Genomic DNA, 17666 nt, shown 5'->3' on the forward strand with positions numbered 1-17666 from the left:
TGGCACGTCTTCTACCAGGCGTACTCCGGTTCGCTCGCCTCCTGGCGCATGCCCTGCCACTCGGATTCCGTCAGACGCGCGGGATCGTGGTCGGACACATCGAACCGGCCGGTCAGGCGCACGGAAGGCGCCGCCCGGCGGATGTCTTCCAGCGCCGCCCCGTCGTGCCACGCCCGGACCGCCCTGGCCACCTCCGCAAGGTCGTCCGTCCTGCCGTTGACAAGGGGCATGCCCTGGAACTGTTCCGCGCCCCGGACCGACCACCGCCTTTCGTGCGACCATGCGCAGATCCGCAGCGGCTCGCGGTGGGGCAGGGTGCCGGCAACCGTCGCGTGGAGCAGCGGAGCGGAACCCGGTGAGGTGACCGGGACGGCGCCGAGGCAGCCTTCCGCTTCAGCCTGGAGCGCTGTGGCGAGGCTGCCGTGAGCTGCGACATCGGGGTACAGAACGGCGGCATCAGGAGGAGTGGCCACGGCGTCGATTGTGCCCGACCGGCGAGACGGCCCTGCGAGCACCGGTTCGTTGCACATAGCATCGGTGTTCGCATGAACACCATGACGCTCTGGCACATCACCGGCTGGGAGTTCGCCGCGCTCGCCTTCGCGGCCCTGCTCGTCGGCTTCTCGAAGACCGCCGTGAGCGGGGCCAACACGGTCAGCCTCGCCCTCTTCGCCGCGGTGCTGCCCGCCCGCGCCTCCACCGGCGTGCTGCTGCCGATCCTGATCGCCGGGGACCTGCTCGCCGTGGCCACCTACCGGCGGCACGCCCACTGGCCCACCCTGTGGCGGCTGTTCCCGGCGGTCGCCGCGGGCGTCGTCGTCGGCACGGTGTTCCTGATGTGGGCGGACGACGCGATCGTACGGACCTCGATCGGCGCGATCCTGCTGCTGATGGCCGCGGTGACGATCTGGCGCAGGCGTACGGCGGACGCGGAGCAGGAGCCGGAGTCGGTCACCACCCGGGCGGGCCGGATCAAGGCCCGCTCCTACGGCGTCCTCGGTGGCTTCACCACCATGGTCGCCAACGCGGGCGGCCCGGTGATGTCGATGTACCTGCTGTCCGCGGGCTTCCGCAAGCTCGGCTTCCTCGGCACGTCGGCCTTCTTCTTCCTGATCGTCAACGTCTCCAAGCTGCCCTTCAGCGCCGGCCTCGGCCTGATCGACGGCCGCTCCCTGCTCCTCGACCTGGCGCTCGTGGTGTTCGTCGTGCCCGGCGCGATCTTCGGTAAGTGGGCGGTCGACAAGATCAACCAGCGGCTGTTCGAACAGTTGGTGATCGCGGCGACGGTCGTGGGCGGCCTGCAACTACTGCTGCGCTGAACCCCGCAGCAGCGCCGGAAGGTCCGCGAAGGAGTCGATCACATGGTCGGGCCTGCCGTCGGCGGCCCGGAGCGCCTCCGGCTGGAACTTGCCGGTCCGGACGAGGACCCCGGTGACACGGGCCGGCTGCGCCCCGAGCACGTCGGACTCGACGTCGTCGCCCACCATCACGGCCTCGTCCGCGCCGGCGCCCACCCGGGCGAGCGCCGCCTCGAAGAACGCCCGGGCCGGTTTCCCGGTGATCTCGGCCTCCACCCGGGCCGCCTGCTCCAGCCCGGCCAGGAACGCGCCGGAGTCCAGCCGTATCCCTTCGGCCGTACGCCAGTACAGATGGCGGCGCATGGCCACCAGCCGGGTCCCGCGCCGGAGATACCCGAAGGCCCGGTCCAGCGCCAGTCCCCGACGGGCCGCGCAGTCGGCGGCCCGGTCCCGCTCCGGGTCACGGGCCTCGACGACCCGGCACGACGTCCGGTCCGGCATTGCGCGTCGAGCATGTCCCGCCGCAGCCACGTCAGGTCGGCCTTCACTCACCCTTGTCCAGGACGAAGAACACGTCCGTGTCCGCGGCGCCCTGACCGCTTGGAGGGGCAGCTGTCGGGGTCGCCCGCGCCGATACCGATGACATGACCTTCCGCACCCGCCGAGTCTGCCGCACACCACTGACAACGTTCCGGCGCGTCCCGGGTCAACGCGGTGCGTCCGCTCCCCGCAGCCGGGGCGCCCGCGCTCCCGCGTCCACGGCCCGGCCGCTGTCCTCCACGTCCTGAGCCAGCTCCCGGGCCCAGGCGGAGACTCCCGCGACATCGATCCCGTACGGCCGTGACCGCCCCGAGTCCGACACCCACGCCCCGGCCGCCCCGGCGCCGCGCCGCAACAGTCGCACGCCGCCCGTGAGATTCCCCCGGGCGGCGTGCGTGAGCCCCACGGCCAGCTGGGCGAGTCCGCGCCACAGCTCTCGCTCCTCCTCGGGCCCCGACTTCCAGGCGTCCTCGAAGACCTCGTGCGCGTGGAACGGTTTCCCCTCGTCCAGCAGCCGCTGCGCCTCGGCGACGGTCTCCTCCGGGGTGCGGACGACGCCCTCGGGCTGTCGGGGCACACCGTCCTCGCCGTACGGCAGGGGGCGCCCGAGCCCGTCCCGCGGCCGGGCGTTCCTCGCCCGCCCCTCACCGTCGCGGTCCCGCTCCCCGGCCGGCCGGCCGTCGGACGTGCTGCCCGCGCTTCCCGTACTCCCTGTACTGCCCATACGCCGATTGTCCCGCGCCACTGCCCCTTTTCGGCACGGCCCAGGGTGTGGGGTAGAGTGCTGTTCGCGCGCTCACGCGGTTTCGCCGCGCGTGAGCGCACCGGGACGTGGCGCAGCTTGGTAGCGCACTTGACTGGGGGTCAAGGGGTCGCAGGTTCAAATCCTGTCGTCCCGACGGTGTGGAAGGCCTCCGCAGGCAACTGCCTGCGGGGGCCTTTTCCTGTGGGTCGGTGGCGAAAGTGATCATGGCAACCGGTGTCCGTAGAGCCAGTCCAGCCGGCGGTGGCACCGGCGGGGAGCCAGTTTCCCGAGGAGCCACAGGGGGAGGTAGGCGAAGCTGGTTCCCTGGTGGAACCGCTGCCCGTTCCGGCGTGATCCGGCCTGGACGCGTGCGGTGCGCTCTCGCCGCGTCGCGGAGTAGGAGAGCAGCGCCCGGGGCACGTCGTCGGTGGCCTTGAGCCGGTGGGCGAGAACCCGTGCGTCCTCGATGGCCATGGTGGCGCCCTGGGCCAGGTACGGCAGCATGGGATGGCACGCGTCACCGAGGAGCGCGACGCGTCCGTCGGTCCAGGTTTCGAGGGGCTCGCGGTCGAACAACGCCCAGCGGTAGTGTGCGTCCGCCCCCCCGCATGGTGGTGGTGACCGTGGGGTACCAGCCCTCGGAATCGGCCGGCGCGTCCTGTCGTGTGCCGCGCTCGGTCCAGGACTCTCCCCGCCACTCGTCGCGCTCCACGACCGCCACGAGACTGGCCAGTGCCCCGCCCCGCAGTCGGTAGGTGATCGCGTGACGCCGGTCGCCCACCCAGAGGCACGCGGTGGGCGGGGGCACGTCACGCCCCAGACGCTCTACCGGGACGGTGACCCGCCAGGCGACATGGCCGGTGAACCGGGGCTCGCCCGCCCCCGGCATCTGACTGCGGATCCCCGAGTGGATGCCGTCGGCGCCGACGAGCAGGCTGCCGCTGACGCGCCGGCCCGAGTCGAACAGTGCCGTGACCTCCTCGGGGCTCTGCTCGTAGCTCTTCACCGCCGACCCGGTGTGGATCGTGACGTCCAGGCCGCCGCCGGCCGTCCCGGTGAGGAGGGCGTCGATCAGGTCCGCACGGTGGACGTGCAGATAGGGGGCGCCCCACCGCCGTACGGCGGTCTCGGCGAGTTCGATGCGGAACACGTGCCGACCGGAACGGCCGAGTCGCATTTCGACGGCCTCCGGACGGAACGTCCTGGGCAGCAGGTCGTCCAGCACGCCGAGGGACCTCAGCACGCGTCCCCGTTCGGGCTGAGCCGGATGCCCGCGCCGATCTCCCCGATGGCCGCCGCCTGCTCCAGCACGGTCACGCGCCACCCGGTACGGCCGAGGGCGAGCGCGGTGGCCAGTCCGCCGATACCGGCGCCGACGACGAGCGCGTGCCGGGTGCTCCGGCCGGTTTCCATGGGTCCTCCCCCGTGAGGCGAATCGGAGCGCCGTGGCCCACGGAGCCTGCCCGCAGGAGCCGCGACACCGGCCTCCCACTGTCTCCCCGCTCACCGGGCGACGGGCAGTCGCAGACGCGTCACCTTCCCGTGTCCCACACCCGTGTCGATCCGGAACGGGCGGCACCGGGCGGGCCCGGATGGTAGAAGCGGGCATGACCACTTCGCCCTACTCCTCCCGCCCGGCCGGTGAAAGATGACCGCCGGTATCGACACCCCCGACCGCAGGGGCCGCACCGGACTCGACCGGACCGGCCGGGACCTGACCGGCAACCCCCGCGTCAAAGTGCGGGACGTGAGGCTTCTGTCCAGCCACTGGTACGTCGAGCGGACCACGACCTTCGACTTCCGGCACGCCGACGGCACCTGGAGCACCCAGGAACGCGAGACGCACGACCGCGGCAACGGGGCCACCATGCTGCTGTACGACACCGCACGCGAAACCGTGCTGCTCACCCGTCAGTTCCGCTTTCCCGTGTACGTCAACGGGCACCCCGACGGCATGCTCGTGGAGACACCGGGCGGCCTGCTCGACGACGATGACGAGCACCCGGAGATCGCGGTGCGGCGCGAGGTCGTGGAGGAGACCGGCCACACCATCGGCGAGATCCGGCACGTCTTCGACGTCTACATGAGCCCCGGCTCGGTCACCGAACGCGTCAGCTTCTACGCCGCCGCCTACGGCCCGTCGACCCACACCCACGAGGGGGGCGGCCTGGGCGAGGAGGGCGAGGACATCGAGATCCTCGAACTGCCCTTCCGGCGGGCCCTGGAGATGATCCGCACCGGAGAGATCGCCGACGCCAAGACCATCATGCTGCTTCAGTGGGCGGCGCTGGAGGGGCCGTTCGCCAACTGACTCGCCCGGCCCTTGACTTGCAGTGCGCTTCAAGACGAAGACTCCCGTTCGTGCCCCGAATCCCGGGGCGCGCACGGGAGGAGCAGCCATGAAGTACCGCACTATCGGCACGGATCCGCAGACCCGCCGCGAGGTGAGCGTGCTCGCGCTCGGCGCGATGCTGTTCGGCTCGGTGACGGACGAGAAGACGTCCTTCGCCGTGCTCGACCGCTACGTCGAGGCCGGCGGCACCTTCATCGACACGTCCGACAACTACGCCTTCTGGGTCGACGGCGGCCAGGGCGGCCAGAGCGAGGAACTGCTCGGCCGCTGGCGGCGCAGCCGGGGCATCGGCGACGAGATCGTCATCGCGACCAAGCTCGGCGCCCGCCCGCTGGCCCCGGGGACCAGCTACGTCGACAACGCGGAGGGCCTGTCCGCGAAGGTGATCCGCGAGTCGGCCGAGCGGAGCCGGGAACGGCTCGGGGTGGAGAAGCTGGACCTGCTGTACGCGCACATCGAGGACCACGAGGTCCCCCTCCAGGAGACCGTCGAGGGCTTCGCCGAACTGGTCGCCGAGGGCACGGTCGGTCTTCTCGGCGTCAGCAACCACGCGACCTGGCGGATCGAGCGTGCCCGCGCCCTCGCCGCCGCGGCGGGACTGCCCGGCTACGAGGTGCTCCAGTACGCCCACAGCCACCTGCGGCCCCGCACCGACGTCCCCGAGGCACTGTTCCCCGACGGCAGCCTCGGCCACGCCGGACCCGATCTGCTGAGCTATCTGCGGGCCGAGCCCGGACTGACCCTGGTCGCCTACTCGCCGCTGCTGAAGGGCGCCTACACGCACCCCGACAGGCTGCCCCGGGACTTCGGCCACCCGGGCACCCCGGCGCGTCTGAAGGTCCTGCGGGAGGTCGCCCGGCAGACGGGGGCCACCGTCAACCAGGTCGTCCTGGCCTGGCAGATCGGTGGCGAGCCGCCGGTCGTCCCGCTGGCCGGGGCGTCGTCCGTGGCGCAGCTCGAGGAGAGCCTGGCCGCCGTCGACCTGCAACTGACCTCCGAGCAGCGGGCCCGGCTCGACTCCGTCCACTGACCGCGCTGCTCGCAGGGCTCCGGAGAGGAGCGGAGTCACCGTCGTAGACAGACGGCACCCCGTCCTGGTCCGGGAGCCGATGTGCCGGTCCCGCTGTACGCGTTCTCGCGCGAGGAGGTCCGCACGGACCTCCTCCGCCCGGCGAAGAACCCGCCCACCGGCAGGCACAGCGGATCGCCTTCGAGTGTGATCGAGGGGCGGCTCGCCTTCTTCGACGAGGCGGTCGACATCACCGTGGACGGCGAGCCACTGGACCGCCCCGTCACGCCCTTCAGCCGGATGCCGCGTCCGCGGGCCTGACGGTCCGCTCCCTCCGCGCGAACCGGTCGAGGAGCGCGTCCAGTCCGGCCGCCAGACCCTCGGGACCGCCCCGGTCGGCGAGCGCGGTGGCGGTCTCCCGGAGTGTGGGCAGTTCCTGTGGTGACAGGCGGTGCAGGCCGAGGCGGAAGGCGGGGTCGGGCTCGTCGGGGTTGTCCACCATGGGCCGCAGTTCCACGGAGACGTAGCCGAGCAGCCAGGCGGTGAAGGCGCGGAACACGGCGGAGGCGAGCGTCTCGTCGAACCCCGCATCCTTCAGCAGGGCGAGCACGCGCTCGTGGTCCCTGAGGACGGCGGCCGGGCGCCGCGCCAGCGGCACCGCGAGCATGCGCGTGGCGAGCAGCGGGACCGCCTCGGGGTGGGCCAGGCAGACGTCGTAGGTCGCCAGCGCGATACGGTGGAGCCGGGCGCGCCACGCGGGCACCTCGGCCGTGGCGGCGGGTTCGGGCGCGGCGGCCAGACGCTCCTCGAGTTCGAGGTAGAGGGCCTCGACCAGTCCGTCCAGGAGTGCGTCCTTGCTCGCCGCGTACCGGTAGAGCGCCATCGCCTCCACACCGAGCTCGGCGCCCAGCCGACGCATGCTCAACGCGCTCAGGCCCTCCCGGTCCACCAGTTCCAGGGCGCTGGCCAGTACCCGCTCCCGGCTCAGCCGACCGTAGCGGCCGCGGTCGCTCGCACGACGGGCCGGGTTGTCCCCCGGGCCCTTGCGTCGCGCCTCGGCCTGTTCCTTGGCCATGCGGTGCCTCCAGCGGTCGGACCGAGCGGTGGTCGTTCTCCTGTTGACTCTACGCACGGAGGGGCGCAATCTGTACGTATACGTCGTAAATATACGCGATAAGGAATCGGAGGGACAGCGGACGGCGTCATCGTTCCCGACGGAACGTTCCCCACGGAAGCCAGCACAGGGGGAGCACCCCATGACGACTCACAAGCTGCGGTCCGGGCGCGGTCGGTCCTCCGCCCTCGACGGCGAGTCGCGTGCCGACGTCTTCGCGCCCGAGCCTGCGGGCAGGGACGTGCCCTTCGCCCTCACCCGGATCAGTCCGGAGGCCCGGAGGGCGGCGCAGCGGGTGCTCGCTTCCGGGTGGGTGACCACCGGCCCGGAGACCGAACGCTTCGAGCGCGAGTTCGCGGAGTACGTCTCGGCCGCCCACGCGGTCGCGGTGAGTTCCTGCACGGCGGCCCTGGAACTGGCGTTGCGAGCCCTGCGACTGCCGGCCGGCGGCACCGTCCTGGTCCCGGCCGTGACCTTCTGCGGCGCGGCCCAGGCGGTGCTGCACGCCGGGCTGCGACCCGTGCTCGTCGACGTGGACCCACGCACCGGGATGCCGACGCCGGACACGGTGGCCCGCGCGGCCCGGGCGTGCGGCTGCCCGCAGGCGATGACGGTCCTGCACTACGCCGGGTCGCCGACGCCGGTCGCCGAGCTGGCCGAAGCCGCACGCCTGCCGCTGACCCACGTGATCGAGGACGCCGCACACGCCCTGGGCACGACGGTGGGTGACCGCCCGGTGGGCAGCCTGTCGCGGGCCACCTGCTTCAGCTTCTACGCCACGAAGAACCTGCCCATCGGCGAGGGCGGCATGCTCACCACCGACGACCCGGAACTCGCCGAGCGAGTCCGCCGCGCGCGGCTGCACGGCATGTCCGCCGACGCCTGGCGGCGCGACCTGCCCGGCGGCAGCTGGCGCTACACCGTCGAGGAGGCCGGTCTCAAGGCCAACATGACCGACGTACAGGCCGCCATCGGGCGGGCCCAGCTCCGGCACCTCGACGGCTGGCAGCGGCGTCGGCACGCCCTGGCCGCGCGATATGAGGCGGCGCTTCGGACCGTGCCCGGACTCGCCCCGCTGGAGCCCGCCACCCCGGGTCGGCACGCCCGTCACCTCTACGTGGTGCGGGTGCTCCCGGAGTACGGAACCGACCGGGACGAACTGATCGAACGGCTGGCGGACTGCGGTATCGGCACCTCGGTCCACTTCATTCCGCTGCACCACATGCCCCACTTCCAGCGCGCCGCGATCACCCCGCCGGGCGGCCTGCCGGGCGCCGACGCACTGTTCCCGCAGCTGCTGTCCCTGCCCCTGTACCCGCACCTCACCGACCGGGCCGTCGACCGTGTCTGTGCGGAGCTGGCCCGGCTCGGGCCACGGCGTACCGCCCGGTGGACGGCACCGCCCACCGGGCTGCGCACGCTGGTAGTCGGCGCCGGTGAGGCCGGTCAGGCACTCGCACGGGACCTGGCGCGCACCCCGCAGTTCGGGCTCGACCCCGTGGGCTTCCTGGACGACGATCCGGCCAAGCACCGGGTCGGCGACATCGAGGGCCTGCCCGTGCTCGGCCGGCTCGACGACACCGGGGCGACCGTGTCCGCGCACCGGATCGAGGCGGTGGTCGTGGCCATTCCCGGCCTCGACGCGGCCCGCTTCCGGCGGGTGTCGAGTACCGCGGAGGCCGCGGGGGCGCGCGTGCGGTACCTGCCGTCGTTCATCGCCGCGCTCCGCCGCGACGTGGTGGGCTGCGACATGCGGTCACTGGATGTCCACGCGCTGATCGGCCGTCCCGAGATGCAGGTGGTGAGCTCCGAGGCGGGCTCCACGATCGCCGGCCGACGCGTCCTGGTGACCGGAGCCGGCGGCTCGATCGGCAGCGAACTGTGCCACCAGGTGCAGGCCTTCGGCCCGAGCCGGCTGTTCCTCGTCGACCACGACGAGTCCAACCTGCACCGGCTCCAGCTGGAGCTCCACGGCGATGCCCTGCACGCCGACGACGTGGTGATATCGGACATCCGGGACCGCCCCCGCATCGATCAGATCTTCCGCGAGCTGCGCCCGGAGGTCGTCTTCCACGCGGCCGCCCACAAGCACCTGCCGCTCCTCGAACTGAACCCCGGCGAGGGCGTGAAGTCGAACGTCCGGGGCACCGAGAACCTGGTCCGGGCCGCGGCGGCGAACGGAACCTCGCGGTTCGTCCTGATCTCCACCGACAAGGCGGCCGACCCGGTGTCGGTGCTCGGCGCCACCAAGCGTCTGTCCGAGCTCATCGTGCAGAACGCCCAGCAGGACGCCCCGCCCGGCACCGTGTTCTGCGCCGTTCGGTTCGGCAACGTGCTCGGCAGCCGCGGCTCGCTGCTCTCGGTTCTGGCGGAGCAACTCGGCGCGGGCACCCCGGTGACCGTCACGCACCCCGACGTGACCCGGTTCTTCATGACCGTCGAGGAGGCCGCCGGCCTGGTCCTCGAGGCGGCGCGCATGGCTCAGGGCGGTGAGGTGTTCGTTCTCGACATGAGCGGCCCCGTGCGGATCGTGGACCTCGTCCGCGAGTACGCCCGGTCCGTGCACGTGCCCGACGTGGACATCCGCTTCACCGGCCTGCGCCCCGGCGAGAAACTCAACGAGACGCTGTTCTCAGCGCAGGAGCACCACACACGCACCTCCCACCCACGCATTCTCGCCGCGACCTCCGTCAGTCCCCCGGTCGCTCCGGCCGGGCTGCTCCCCGTCCTGTACGGCGCCGCGGAACGCAACGACACCGCCGCGGTCCGCCACGCTCTCGCGGACCTCTTCCCGGGGTTCCCCGCTTCCCCGCCGGCCCACCAGCGGCACGCCGGCCTGGCCGACCCCTACCCGGACGACTTCTGATGTCCCCGCCCTCCCAGTGGCCGCACTGGGCACCGAGGCAGAAGGCCCGGCCACGCCACCGGCTGGCGAAGCGCCTGCTGGTCTGTCTGGTGGTCGTGGTTCTCGCCGTGGTCGGGCTGGGCGCCGGCGGCCTGTGGTGGGCCACCGACCACTATGGGGACCGGGTCACCCGGATACCCGACGCCTTCCCCGACGGTCCGCGGCCCAAGAGCGGCGAGGGAACGACCTTCCTGTTGGCCGGTGTCGACATCCGCTCCGAGAAACCGACCACCGGGAACGAGGCGAAAGACACGCGGTGGACGTACGGCGCCCAGCGCAGCGACACACTGATGCTGGTGCACCTCGGTCCCGGCGAACGCACGGCGTACACCGTGTCGATACCGCGGGACAGCTGGGTGCCCGTCCCCGGGCACGGATCCGCGAAGATCAACGCCGCGTTCTCCTGGGGCGGCCCGCCTCTCCTCGTCCAGACGGTCGAACGGCTCACCGGAGCGAGGGTCGACCACTTCGCCGTCATCGACTGGCACGGTTTCCGGTCCCTCACCGACGCGGTCGGTGGTGTGCCGATCACCGTGCGGGAGAACTCCTACGACTCGGAGCAGGGGCGGCACTTCAAGGCGGGCACCTTCACCATGAACGGCGAGGACGCGCTCTCCTACGTCCGCCAGCGCCACGGACTGCCCGGCGGCGAGCTGGACCGGATCAAGCGGCAGCAGCAGTTCCTGCGCAGCCTCGTCGGTGAGATCCGCGGCGACGTCAGCGTCACCAGCCCACTGAAGACGAACCGGATACTCGAGGCACTCACCGACACGGTCAGCGTGGACGACCGGCTGTCCAACGGCGACCTGCGCGGCCTCGTGCTCGGCCTGCGTCACCTGGATTCCGAGGACACCCGCTTCACCACCGCGCCCATCGTCCGGTCGGACATGATCGACGGCCAGTACGTCCTGATCCTCGACCAGCGCGGACTGCGCACCCTTTGCAGGCAGGTGGCGGCAGGCCATCCGCCCGGCACCGGAGAGTGAGGCCGGCCCGTGCGTCTCGGCGAGCACGTGCTGCGACTCACCGGCCGGATCGCCGCGCCGGACGGAGCAGGGCGCGGCCGACCGGACGACAGGGACGGCACCACGTCCGCCCCGCTGGCGCGGCGTCTCTTCTCTGGCATGGGCTTCAGCGCGCTGGCGCAGGCGGCTCCGCTGCTCACCAACCTGGCGCTGACGCCGTACCTGATCGGCCGACTGGGGCTCGACCGCTTCGGTGTGTGGTCACTGATCCTGGTCTTCCTGGCCACGCTAGCCGTGCTGGACGGCGGCGTCGGCGCCTCGCTGGCGCGCTTCCACGCCTACCACGCAGCCCGCGGCGACCGGGACGGTACCGGCCGGCTGGTCGTGGGGTCACTGACTGTCTTCGTCGGTCTGGGCGCGCTCGTCACCGGGCTCGGCGCGCTGCTGGGCCCAGTCGTCGTCTCCGCGCTCGACGTACCGCCTCAACTGTCTGGAGAAGCCGAGCACCTGCTGCTGGCCCTCGGCCCGCTGCTCACCCTGGCCCTGACCGCCAACTCCGCCATCGCGCTGTTGCAGGCGAACGCCCGCTTCGCCGGTCTCGCAGCCGTCAGCGGCGGATCGTGTCTGGTCTACGCCGTGGCCGTGGTGACGCTGATCGGCAGCGGCCCCGACCTCCCGCTGCTCGCCCTGCTCACCGCGGGGCGGTACCTGCTCACCACGGTCGGCGGCCTCTGGCTCGGGGCACGGCACATCCGTATCCGGCGCCCCCTGATGCCACGGTCGGCCGAGCGCCGTGAGTTCGTCGGCTACGCGTCCCGCATGCAGTTGTCGGGCTTCACCGTCTTCCTCAACGGAGAGGTCGACGCCGTGGTCATCGCCGCGCTGCTGCCGGTGCGCTATGTGGGCATCTTCGCCGTCGGCTACCAGGCGGCGACCGCGCTGCGCAGCCTGCCGCTGTACGCCTTCCCGCCGATCCTGACCAGGATGACCCACGTCTACGCCACCCACCAACTCCCCGGCGCGGTAAGGGAGTTCCACGCGTTGCAGTTCCGCTGGCTGCCGGCCGTGCTGACCTACGGTGCGGTGACGACCGCGGCGGTGGGCCTGGCGGTCGAGGTGTGGGTGGGTCCCGAGCTGGCGCTCAGCGGGGCGGTGGCCGCCGTCCTGCTGGCCGGATACGCCGTGCAGGTGGCCTGCACCGGGATGCGTACCTGCTTCGTCCGGGCCATCGGTCGCCCTGGTCTCGAGACGCGCTACTCCTGGTTCTCCACAGCGGTGAATCTCGCGCTCACGGTGCCGCTGACCATCGCGTTCGGAGTCGTCGGTGTCGTCCTGGCCACCTCGGTCGGGATCATGGCGGGCTCCCTGTACTTCGTCGTCCTGTGCCGGCGACTGGCCGACCTGCGCGAACAGCACTTGCCGAAGCGGTGGCTGCCGGCGACCGCGCTGGCGGTGATCACCGCCGTCCTCGGCGACCTGCTGGTGCTGCAACTGGGGTGGCACGGCGCGCTGCCGCTGCTGCTGGCCGGCCTCCCGGTGCCCGCCGGCCTCGCCCTCGCATGGCTGCTCATCGGCCGCGAACTCATCCATGGGCCCCGCGTCCGGGCGGAGACCACGCCCGCGTAAGGAAGGACACATCATGACCGGAACGATTTCACCATGGCGGGGCGACGGGCGGCCTCGGCGCGTGCTGATCCTGGCCCAGCTCGACGGGTACGCCAACAGCGTCAAGCCCCTGGCCATCGAGCGGTTCCTGCGGGAGCACGGTCACGACGTGCACCTGGTGGACACCCAGAGCCTGGCGCGGGCCTCCTCCGGCCGCGGCTCGCTCGGACGGATGCTCCCCGGGTCCGCGCGCCCCGGCAAGCTCGCGCTGTACGCGAACGACGTCGCGTCCAGGATGCTCACCCGGAGGTGGGGTTTCGGACGGCGCCATCTCTCGTACCACGTGCTGATGACGGACCACCGGCTGCGCCGACGCATCCTCAGCAGCGAACTGGCGCTGGACGACTTCGACCTGGTCATCTGCGAAACACCCTACGACGCGGGCGTACTGACGGCCCGCACATCCGCCGCCACCCTCTACGACTGCCCCAATCCGTGGGCCGACGAGGTCCTCGACGAAGGCCGGCTCAGCCCGGGGCAGCACAGGAAGTTCCGAGACTGGGAGAAGGACTTCTTCGAGAAGATGGAGTATCTGTCGTTCTCCTGGGAGACCTACGGCCGGTACGCGCAGGCGAAGTACGGCATCAGCGGTGCCAACTTCCTCCAGCTCAACTGGGGTTGTTCACCGTCCGCCGAGCGCGTGCGGTTCGCCCGTCCACCCCGCGTCGCCTACCTCGGTTCGCTGAGCGGGCAGTTCATCAACCTTCCGCTGCTGTCCCGGCTGCAGCCGGCTCTATCCGTACATCGACGTGTACGGAGGACCACCGCCGGATCCGTCCCTGGGCCTCAACTACCGCGGCTACGCCTCTGCCGAGGTTCTGCGCGACTACCAGTTCGGGCTGATCACCTGCACCCGGGACGCGATCCGCGAAGAAGGCTTCTCGGCCAAGCACCTGCACTACCTCGCGTACGGGCTGCCCGTCCTCGTCCCGGCCTGGCGGCGTCACCTCGACCTGCTGCGCGGATCGGTGCCCTATACCGAGGAGGACTTCGCCACTCGCATCGGCGACCTGAGCGACGAGGCGCGGTGGCAGTCGGTCAGCGACGAGGCATACGAACAGGCCCGGCGGCTGGACTGGAACCGGACGCTGGAGCCGCTGCGGCGGCTGCTGGACGAACTGCGTCCGCACCCCGCCCCGGAGAGCCCGTCCCACCAGCGCTACGCGCCCTCCGGCGGGGCAGGTCGTGTGCCATGAGCCTCCTCGTCGATGTCGTGATCGTCAACTGGAATGCCGGAGAACACCTCCACAGCTGCCTGCGCTCCATCGCCCGGGCCGACCAGTCGGTGCTGCGGGTCGGCGAGGTGGTGGTCGTCGACAACGCCTCGAGCGACGGCTCCGCCCGCGACCTTCCGTCGACCGGACTGCGGCTTCGGGTGGTGCGCAACCCCGACAACCGCGGCTTCGCGGCGGCCTGCAACCAGGGCGCCGCGCTCTGCCGCTCCGACTTCCTGCTCTTCCTGAACCCGGACACAGAGCTGTACCCGGACACCCTGAGGATCATCGGCGAGTTCCTCCGGACACCCGGTGCACAGCGCTTCGGGGTCTTCGGCGCACGCATGGTGGACGCGCACGGGCGCCCGCTGATCTCCTGCTCACGGTTCCCCAGTCCCCGTCTCTGCGTCGGTGGGATGACGGGCCTCGACCGGCTGGCGCCCGTCCTCTTCCCTCCCCGTCACCTGCGGCCTGAGGAAGTGGCCCGGTCCCGCCAGGTCGATCAGGTCATCGGCGCGTTCTTCCTGGTGCGCCGCCATCTGTTCACCGAACTGAACGGCTTCGACGAGGGCTACTTCCTGTACATGGAGGAAGTCGACTTCGCCCTGCGGGCGCGAAGGCTCGGCCGGCCCTCGTACCACATCGCGCAGGCACGGGTCTTTCACGCCGAGGCGATCAGCTCAGCCCAACTGGGGCCGTGGCGGCACTATTTGATGTTGTGCAGCCGCACCCGTTACATGCTCCGGCACTGGCCCAAGCGCCAGGCGTGGCTGCTGATCGGCCTGTCGCTGTCCGTGGAACCGGCCGCACGGCTGCTGGGCGCGGCACTGCGCGGGCAGCCCGTGGACGTGCGGGGCACGCTTGCCGTCCAGCGGGCGTTCCTGCGCTGGCTGCGGCAGGGGCGACGGCCGCTTCCGGCGTCGCTCCTTCCGGCACCGCACGTCGCCGAACCGCGAACGGCCCGCACGGCGTAGCGAGAGACCAGAAGCGGTACGGCTCAGACGTCGCTCATCGTGCCTGACCTCGCGGGCTTCGCGGGGCGCCGCCCGGTGGTGCCGACACCGGCCCGTGCCCGCGTCTGAACCGGCACGAGGGTGGCCACCACGAGTGCGAAGGTCAGCGAATTACTGAGGCCGAAGGACCAGGGGCGCTCCAGCACGGAGGCGATGAGCACGGGCAGCAGGACGCAGGCCGCGACCGGAAAGCCCCGGGTGCCGCCCCTGAACAGCAGGTACGCCAGCAGAACCGCGAACAGGAGCAGTCCGACGATTCCGCCCGCGTAGAGAACGTCGATCCACTGGTTGTGCAGCGAGGGCGAGCTCGCCGCGGGGATCTCGCCGCCCGGGTACTTGCCGGACCAGGCGCCGCCGCCGTAACCGAGGAGCGGAGAGCGGGTCCACTCCTCCCGGGCCAGGTCCCAGATGGCGGCACGCAGTCCGAGGTCGCCGAAGTGCCCGGGGCGCAGGGGCACGGCGAAGCCGACGGCGATCGCCCCGGTGAGGACCGCCCCGGCCAGCAGACGGCGGCCCGGGCCGACCTCCGCGGCCGGTGCCACGGCCGGGGGGGTCGGTCCGGGTTCCGCGGTCGGTGCCACGCCCGGCTGGTCGGCAAGCCTCGGCCGGAGCAGCACCAGCAGGGCCACCGCGGCGATCGCCGTCACGCTCGCCAGGAAACTGCCGGTGGCGACGGCCACGAAGGCGAGGTAGCCCGCCAGCAGGACGCGGACCCGGCCGCGCAGGGCCAGCCAGACGAAGGGGATGCTCGCCACCACCAGCAGGCTGAAGATGTTCTCGTTGCTGAAAACACCCGCGTAGAGGATCCCCAGGTCGCCGCACGGGTTGTCGCTGCGGCAGGGACGGACGACGGTGGACGGCTCGATGAGCGACTCGATGCCGCCCAGCACGGTGTACACCATGGCGACGGCGGCACCGCCGAGCAACGCCGAGCGTCCGGGGCGTGCGACCGACGCCGCGAGCAGGGCCGCCAGCAGGGTGAGCTCTCTCGGCGTCCACAGCGGCTGCCCGTGCAGGCCGGAGGAGGCGGACATGGTCAGGACGATCATTGCCGCGATGAGGGGTGCCGCATTGATACGGGCGCGGGCGAACACCAGCCGGCCGAGCATGAACAGCACGCAGACCAGGAGCATGAGGCCGTTGGCGACGACGCCGATCCGGTTCGCCCAGCCCGGGAAACCGATCACCGCGTCGCCGAGGGGGTCCAGGCGCTCTTCCCGTCCGCTGACGATCACGTACGCCGCTGCGGGCAGGTTGGCGAGGACTCCGATCAGCAGGACCAGGGTCGAGGTGAGGTCCCAGTCGCGGAAGACGCGGGCCCTGCGAAAGGCGATCGCCCAGGGAATCAGGGACAGCAGTGTCAAGATCCCGATGATCAGTACCGTGGTGGACTGCTGTTGCGTCATCGGGAGCCTCCCGGGTGCCTACCGGCTGCGGCCGGCCGGGGCGCGGACGCCGTCGGCTGCGGGCGCCGTCCGGGTCTCGGGCTCCGGAGCACGGTGCCGCTGTGGCGCATGGCTCGGGTGCGGGCCGGTGTGCCTGTCGGGCGGCGCGGCGGTGACGACGGCGCCGAGGGTGCGCGCGCCCACGGAGGCCAGGCTCTCCAGGGCACGGCGCACCTGGTCGTACTTGCTCCTGCCGAGGCGGACCACGAGGAGCGCCGCCTCCGTGTCGCCGGCGAGGATCGCCGCGTCGGCGAAGGGCAGCATCGGCGGGCTGTCCAGCACCACGAGATCCGCCTCCGCCTCGAGGGTGCGCAGCAGTTGTCTCAGGTAGCGGGAGGACAGCACAGCGGTCACGTCGGGCGGGGGAGTGCCGCTCGGCAGCACTCGCAGATGTCCGGCCTCCCAGGGCTGGAGGGCCTGGGAGAGTGCCGCTCCGCCGGTGACGACATCGGTCAGTCCGGGGCCCTCGCGCAGGCCGAGCGTTGCGGCAAGACGGGGCCGGCGCAGGTCTCCCTCGACGAGTACGACGCGTCGGCCCGTGCGTGCGACGTTGGCGGCCAGGCCGATGGCGGTGTCGGTCCTGCCCTCACCGTGCAGGGCGCTGCTGACGAGCAGTGAGCTCGGCATGCCGTCGCGCGGCAGGCAAAGGCGGGTCCGCAGCTGGCTGAGCGCTTCGTCGCGCCGGACGCCGCCGTGCCCGTGTCCGGTGCCCGCCCGGCGCCGGGCGGGCTTGGGGAGGGCACCCAGCGTCGGCACGTCCAGTCGGCGGCGGACGTCTCCTGCCGAGCGGACCGTGGTGTCGAGCGAGTTGCGCAGCACGGCGCCCGTGACGCCGACGATGATGCCGCCGAACAGACCGATCGCCACGTTCAGGGCGGGACGCGGGCTCGCCGGTGCCGTCGGCGGGTCGGGAGTGCCGAGAACGCTGGCCTTGACCAGCGCCGGCTCGTCGGCCGAGGCCTTCTCGATGCTGTCGATGTACCTCGTGAACTGGGCGGCGGTCTCGTCGGCGATCGCCTGCGCACGCGTGGCGGACCGGTCCTGGACCTTGATGTCGACCAGGGTCGTGTCGAGCGGGGCCTGGGCGCTGATCTTCTTCGCGAGTTGCTCGGGTGTCATGTTCAGATCGAGTCTGCCGATGACGCCGCCGAGTACCGCGGGGCTGTTCGCGATCTGTGTGTAGGACTTGACCCGCTGCTGGGTGAACAGGCCGCCCGCGTACGCGTTGGCGCTGTCGTTGTCGGTGGTGGCGATGAAGAGCTGCGCCTTCGCCGTGTAGGTGCGCGGCATCAGGGCGGTCACTGCGACCGCCGCGGCCAGTCCCAGCAGGACACACACCACGACGAACCGCCACCGTCGGCGCAGCACCTCGACGTATTCGCGGAGATCCATGGGAGCTC

Annotated in this window: 17 protein-coding genes, 1 tRNA gene and 1 pseudogene; 10 read left to right on the forward strand and 9 right to left on the reverse strand. The window is 71.8% G+C overall.

What is annotated here, in order from left to right:
• Positions 1-11: 11 nt before the first annotated feature.
• Positions 12-473 (reverse strand): hypothetical protein, encoded by a 462-nt coding sequence (locus tag V8690_RS37860; RefSeq protein WP_338784547.1) that lies wholly within the window; start codon positions 471-473, stop codon positions 12-14.
• A 72-nt stretch (positions 474-545) separates the two neighbouring features.
• Between V8690_RS37860 and V8690_RS37865 the strand changes: the two genes are divergently transcribed.
• Positions 546-1319 (forward strand): sulfite exporter TauE/SafE family protein, encoded by a 774-nt coding sequence (locus tag V8690_RS37865; protein WP_338784548.1) that lies wholly within the window; start codon positions 546-548, stop codon positions 1317-1319.
• Here the strand turns inward: V8690_RS37865 and V8690_RS37870 are convergent.
• A pseudogene (locus tag V8690_RS37870) lies at positions 1305-1712 on the reverse strand (HAD hydrolase-like protein); the annotation flags it as partial. The gene V8690_RS37865 and the pseudogene V8690_RS37870 sit on opposite strands and share 15 nt — an antisense overlap.
• A 292-nt stretch (positions 1713-2004) precedes the next feature.
• Positions 2005-2562, reverse strand: coding sequence for a DUF309 domain-containing protein (locus tag V8690_RS37875; RefSeq protein ID WP_338784549.1), 558 nt, complete (start codon positions 2560-2562; stop codon positions 2005-2007).
• A gap of 101 nt (positions 2563-2663) precedes the next feature.
• On the opposite strand from V8690_RS37875, the gene V8690_RS37880 reads away from it, so the two are divergent.
• Positions 2664-2737: transfer RNA gene (locus tag V8690_RS37880), tRNA-Pro, on the forward strand.
• A 68-nt stretch (positions 2738-2805) separates the two neighbouring features.
• On the opposite strand, the gene V8690_RS37885 is transcribed toward V8690_RS37880, so the two are convergent.
• The 3 genes from V8690_RS37885 to V8690_RS37895 are packed head-to-tail and all read right to left on the reverse strand — an operon-like array spanning position 2806 to position 3996.
• Complete coding sequence (locus V8690_RS37885) at positions 2806-3087, reverse strand: hypothetical protein (RefSeq protein WP_338784550.1); 282 nt, start codon at positions 3085-3087, stop codon at positions 2806-2808.
• A 13-nt stretch (positions 3088-3100) separates the two neighbouring features.
• Positions 3101-3826 (reverse strand): FAD-dependent monooxygenase, encoded by a 726-nt coding sequence (locus V8690_RS37890; RefSeq protein ID WP_338784551.1) that lies wholly within the window; start codon positions 3824-3826, stop codon positions 3101-3103.
• The gene (locus V8690_RS37895; RefSeq protein WP_338784552.1) at positions 3820-3996 is read right to left on the reverse strand and encodes an NAD(P)-binding protein; all 177 of its coding nucleotides are present in this window, start codon (positions 3994-3996) and stop codon (positions 3820-3822) included. Before V8690_RS37895 ends, V8690_RS37890 begins: the two co-directional genes overlap by 7 nt.
• 235 nt (positions 3997-4231) lie before the next feature.
• Here V8690_RS37895 and V8690_RS37900 point away from each other — a divergent pair, with 235 nt between their 5' ends.
• The 3 genes from V8690_RS37900 (at position 4232) to V8690_RS37910 (ending at position 6266) form a co-directional block, all read left to right on the forward strand.
• Positions 4232-4894: an NUDIX domain-containing protein gene (locus tag V8690_RS37900; protein WP_338784553.1), complete on the forward strand. Its 663-nt coding sequence runs from the start codon at positions 4232-4234 to the stop codon at positions 4892-4894.
• 88 nt (positions 4895-4982) lie between these two features.
• Positions 4983-5966 carry an aldo/keto reductase gene (locus V8690_RS37905; RefSeq protein ID WP_338784554.1) on the forward strand — a complete coding sequence of 328 codons (984 nt, stop codon included), beginning with the start codon at positions 4983-4985 and terminating at the stop codon, positions 5964-5966.
• A gap of 81 nt (positions 5967-6047) precedes the next feature.
• On the forward strand, positions 6048-6266 hold the full coding sequence (locus V8690_RS37910) for a hypothetical protein (RefSeq protein WP_338784555.1): 219 nt from the start codon (positions 6048-6050) through the stop codon (positions 6264-6266).
• Here the strand turns inward: V8690_RS37910 and V8690_RS37915 are convergent.
• A complete protein-coding gene (locus V8690_RS37915; protein ID WP_338784556.1) occupies positions 6238-7020 on the reverse strand; it encodes a TetR family transcriptional regulator in 783 nt (260 codons plus the stop codon). The two genes, V8690_RS37910 and V8690_RS37915, sit on opposite strands and share 29 nt — an antisense overlap.
• Positions 7021-7201: 181 nt before the next feature.
• Between V8690_RS37915 and V8690_RS37920 the strand changes: the two genes are divergently transcribed.
• The 5 genes from V8690_RS37920 (at position 7202) to V8690_RS37940 (ending at position 14782) form a co-directional block, all read left to right on the forward strand.
• The gene (locus tag V8690_RS37920; protein ID WP_338784557.1) at positions 7202-9925 is read left to right on the forward strand and encodes a DegT/DnrJ/EryC1/StrS family aminotransferase; all 2724 of its coding nucleotides are present in this window, start codon (positions 7202-7204) and stop codon (positions 9923-9925) included.
• Positions 9925-10950 carry an LCP family protein gene (locus tag V8690_RS37925; RefSeq protein WP_338784558.1) on the forward strand — a complete coding sequence of 342 codons (1026 nt, stop codon included), beginning with the start codon at positions 9925-9927 and terminating at the stop codon, positions 10948-10950. Before V8690_RS37920 ends, V8690_RS37925 begins: the two co-directional genes overlap by 1 nt.
• 9 nt (positions 10951-10959) lie before the next feature.
• The gene (locus V8690_RS37930) at positions 10960-12555 is read left to right on the forward strand and encodes a polysaccharide biosynthesis C-terminal domain-containing protein (protein WP_338784559.1); all 1596 of its coding nucleotides are present in this window, start codon (positions 10960-10962) and stop codon (positions 12553-12555) included.
• Positions 12556-13343: 788 nt separating this feature from the next.
• Positions 13344-13790, forward strand: a complete 447-nt coding sequence (locus V8690_RS37935; protein ID WP_338784560.1) for a hypothetical protein — start codon at positions 13344-13346, stop codon at positions 13788-13790.
• Positions 13787-14782 carry a glycosyltransferase family 2 protein gene (locus V8690_RS37940; RefSeq protein WP_338784561.1) on the forward strand — a complete coding sequence of 332 codons (996 nt, stop codon included), beginning with the start codon at positions 13787-13789 and terminating at the stop codon, positions 14780-14782. Before V8690_RS37935 ends, V8690_RS37940 begins: the two co-directional genes overlap by 4 nt.
• Before the next feature lie 23 nt (positions 14783-14805).
• On the opposite strand, the gene V8690_RS37945 is transcribed toward V8690_RS37940, so the two are convergent.
• Together V8690_RS37945 and V8690_RS37950 are read right to left on the reverse strand one after the other, a co-directional pair.
• Positions 14806-16227: an O-antigen ligase family protein gene (locus V8690_RS37945; protein ID WP_338784562.1), complete on the reverse strand. Its 1422-nt coding sequence runs from the start codon at positions 16225-16227 to the stop codon at positions 14806-14808.
• Between the two features lie 18 nt (positions 16228-16245).
• Positions 16246-17658, reverse strand: coding sequence for a polysaccharide biosynthesis tyrosine autokinase (locus V8690_RS37950; protein ID WP_338784563.1), 1413 nt, complete (start codon positions 17656-17658; stop codon positions 16246-16248).
• Between the last annotated feature and the right edge of the window lie 8 nt (positions 17659-17666).

Source organism: Streptomyces sp. DG1A-41 (assembly GCF_037055355.1).
GTDB lineage: Bacteria > Actinomycetota > Actinomycetes > Streptomycetales > Streptomycetaceae > Streptomyces.

What these genes read in the sequence shown, in the direction of transcription:
- V8690_RS37925 (WP_338784558.1), top strand. Translation starts at nt 9,925, where the DNA reads ATGTCCCCGCCCTCCCAGTGGCCGCACTGGGCACCGAGGCAGAAGGCC.
- V8690_RS37875 (WP_338784549.1), bottom strand. Translation starts at nt 2,562, where the DNA reads ATGGGCAGTACAGGGAGTACGGGAAGCGCGGGCAGCACGTCCGACGGC.
- V8690_RS37920 (WP_338784557.1), top strand. Translation starts at nt 7,202, where the DNA reads ATGACGACTCACAAGCTGCGGTCCGGGCGCGGTCGGTCCTCCGCCCTC.
- V8690_RS37945 (WP_338784562.1), bottom strand. Translation starts at nt 16,227, where the DNA reads ATGACGCAACAGCAGTCCACCACGGTACTGATCATCGGGATCTTGACA.
- V8690_RS37895 (WP_338784552.1), bottom strand. Translation starts at nt 3,996, where the DNA reads ATGGAAACCGGCCGGAGCACCCGGCACGCGCTCGTCGTCGGCGCCGGT.
- V8690_RS37865 (WP_338784548.1), top strand. Translation starts at nt 546, where the DNA reads ATGAACACCATGACGCTCTGGCACATCACCGGCTGGGAGTTCGCCGCG.
- V8690_RS37905 (WP_338784554.1), top strand. Translation starts at nt 4,983, where the DNA reads ATGAAGTACCGCACTATCGGCACGGATCCGCAGACCCGCCGCGAGGTG.
- V8690_RS37940 (WP_338784561.1), top strand. Translation starts at nt 13,787, where the DNA reads ATGAGCCTCCTCGTCGATGTCGTGATCGTCAACTGGAATGCCGGAGAA.
- V8690_RS37900 (WP_338784553.1), top strand. Translation starts at nt 4,232, where the DNA reads ATGACCGCCGGTATCGACACCCCCGACCGCAGGGGCCGCACCGGACTC.
- V8690_RS37885 (WP_338784550.1), bottom strand. Translation starts at nt 3,087, where the DNA reads ATGCTGCCGTACCTGGCCCAGGGCGCCACCATGGCCATCGAGGACGCA.
- V8690_RS37915 (WP_338784556.1), bottom strand. Translation starts at nt 7,020, where the DNA reads ATGGCCAAGGAACAGGCCGAGGCGCGACGCAAGGGCCCGGGGGACAAC.
- V8690_RS37950 (WP_338784563.1), bottom strand. Translation starts at nt 17,658, where the DNA reads ATGGATCTCCGCGAATACGTCGAGGTGCTGCGCCGACGGTGGCGGTTC.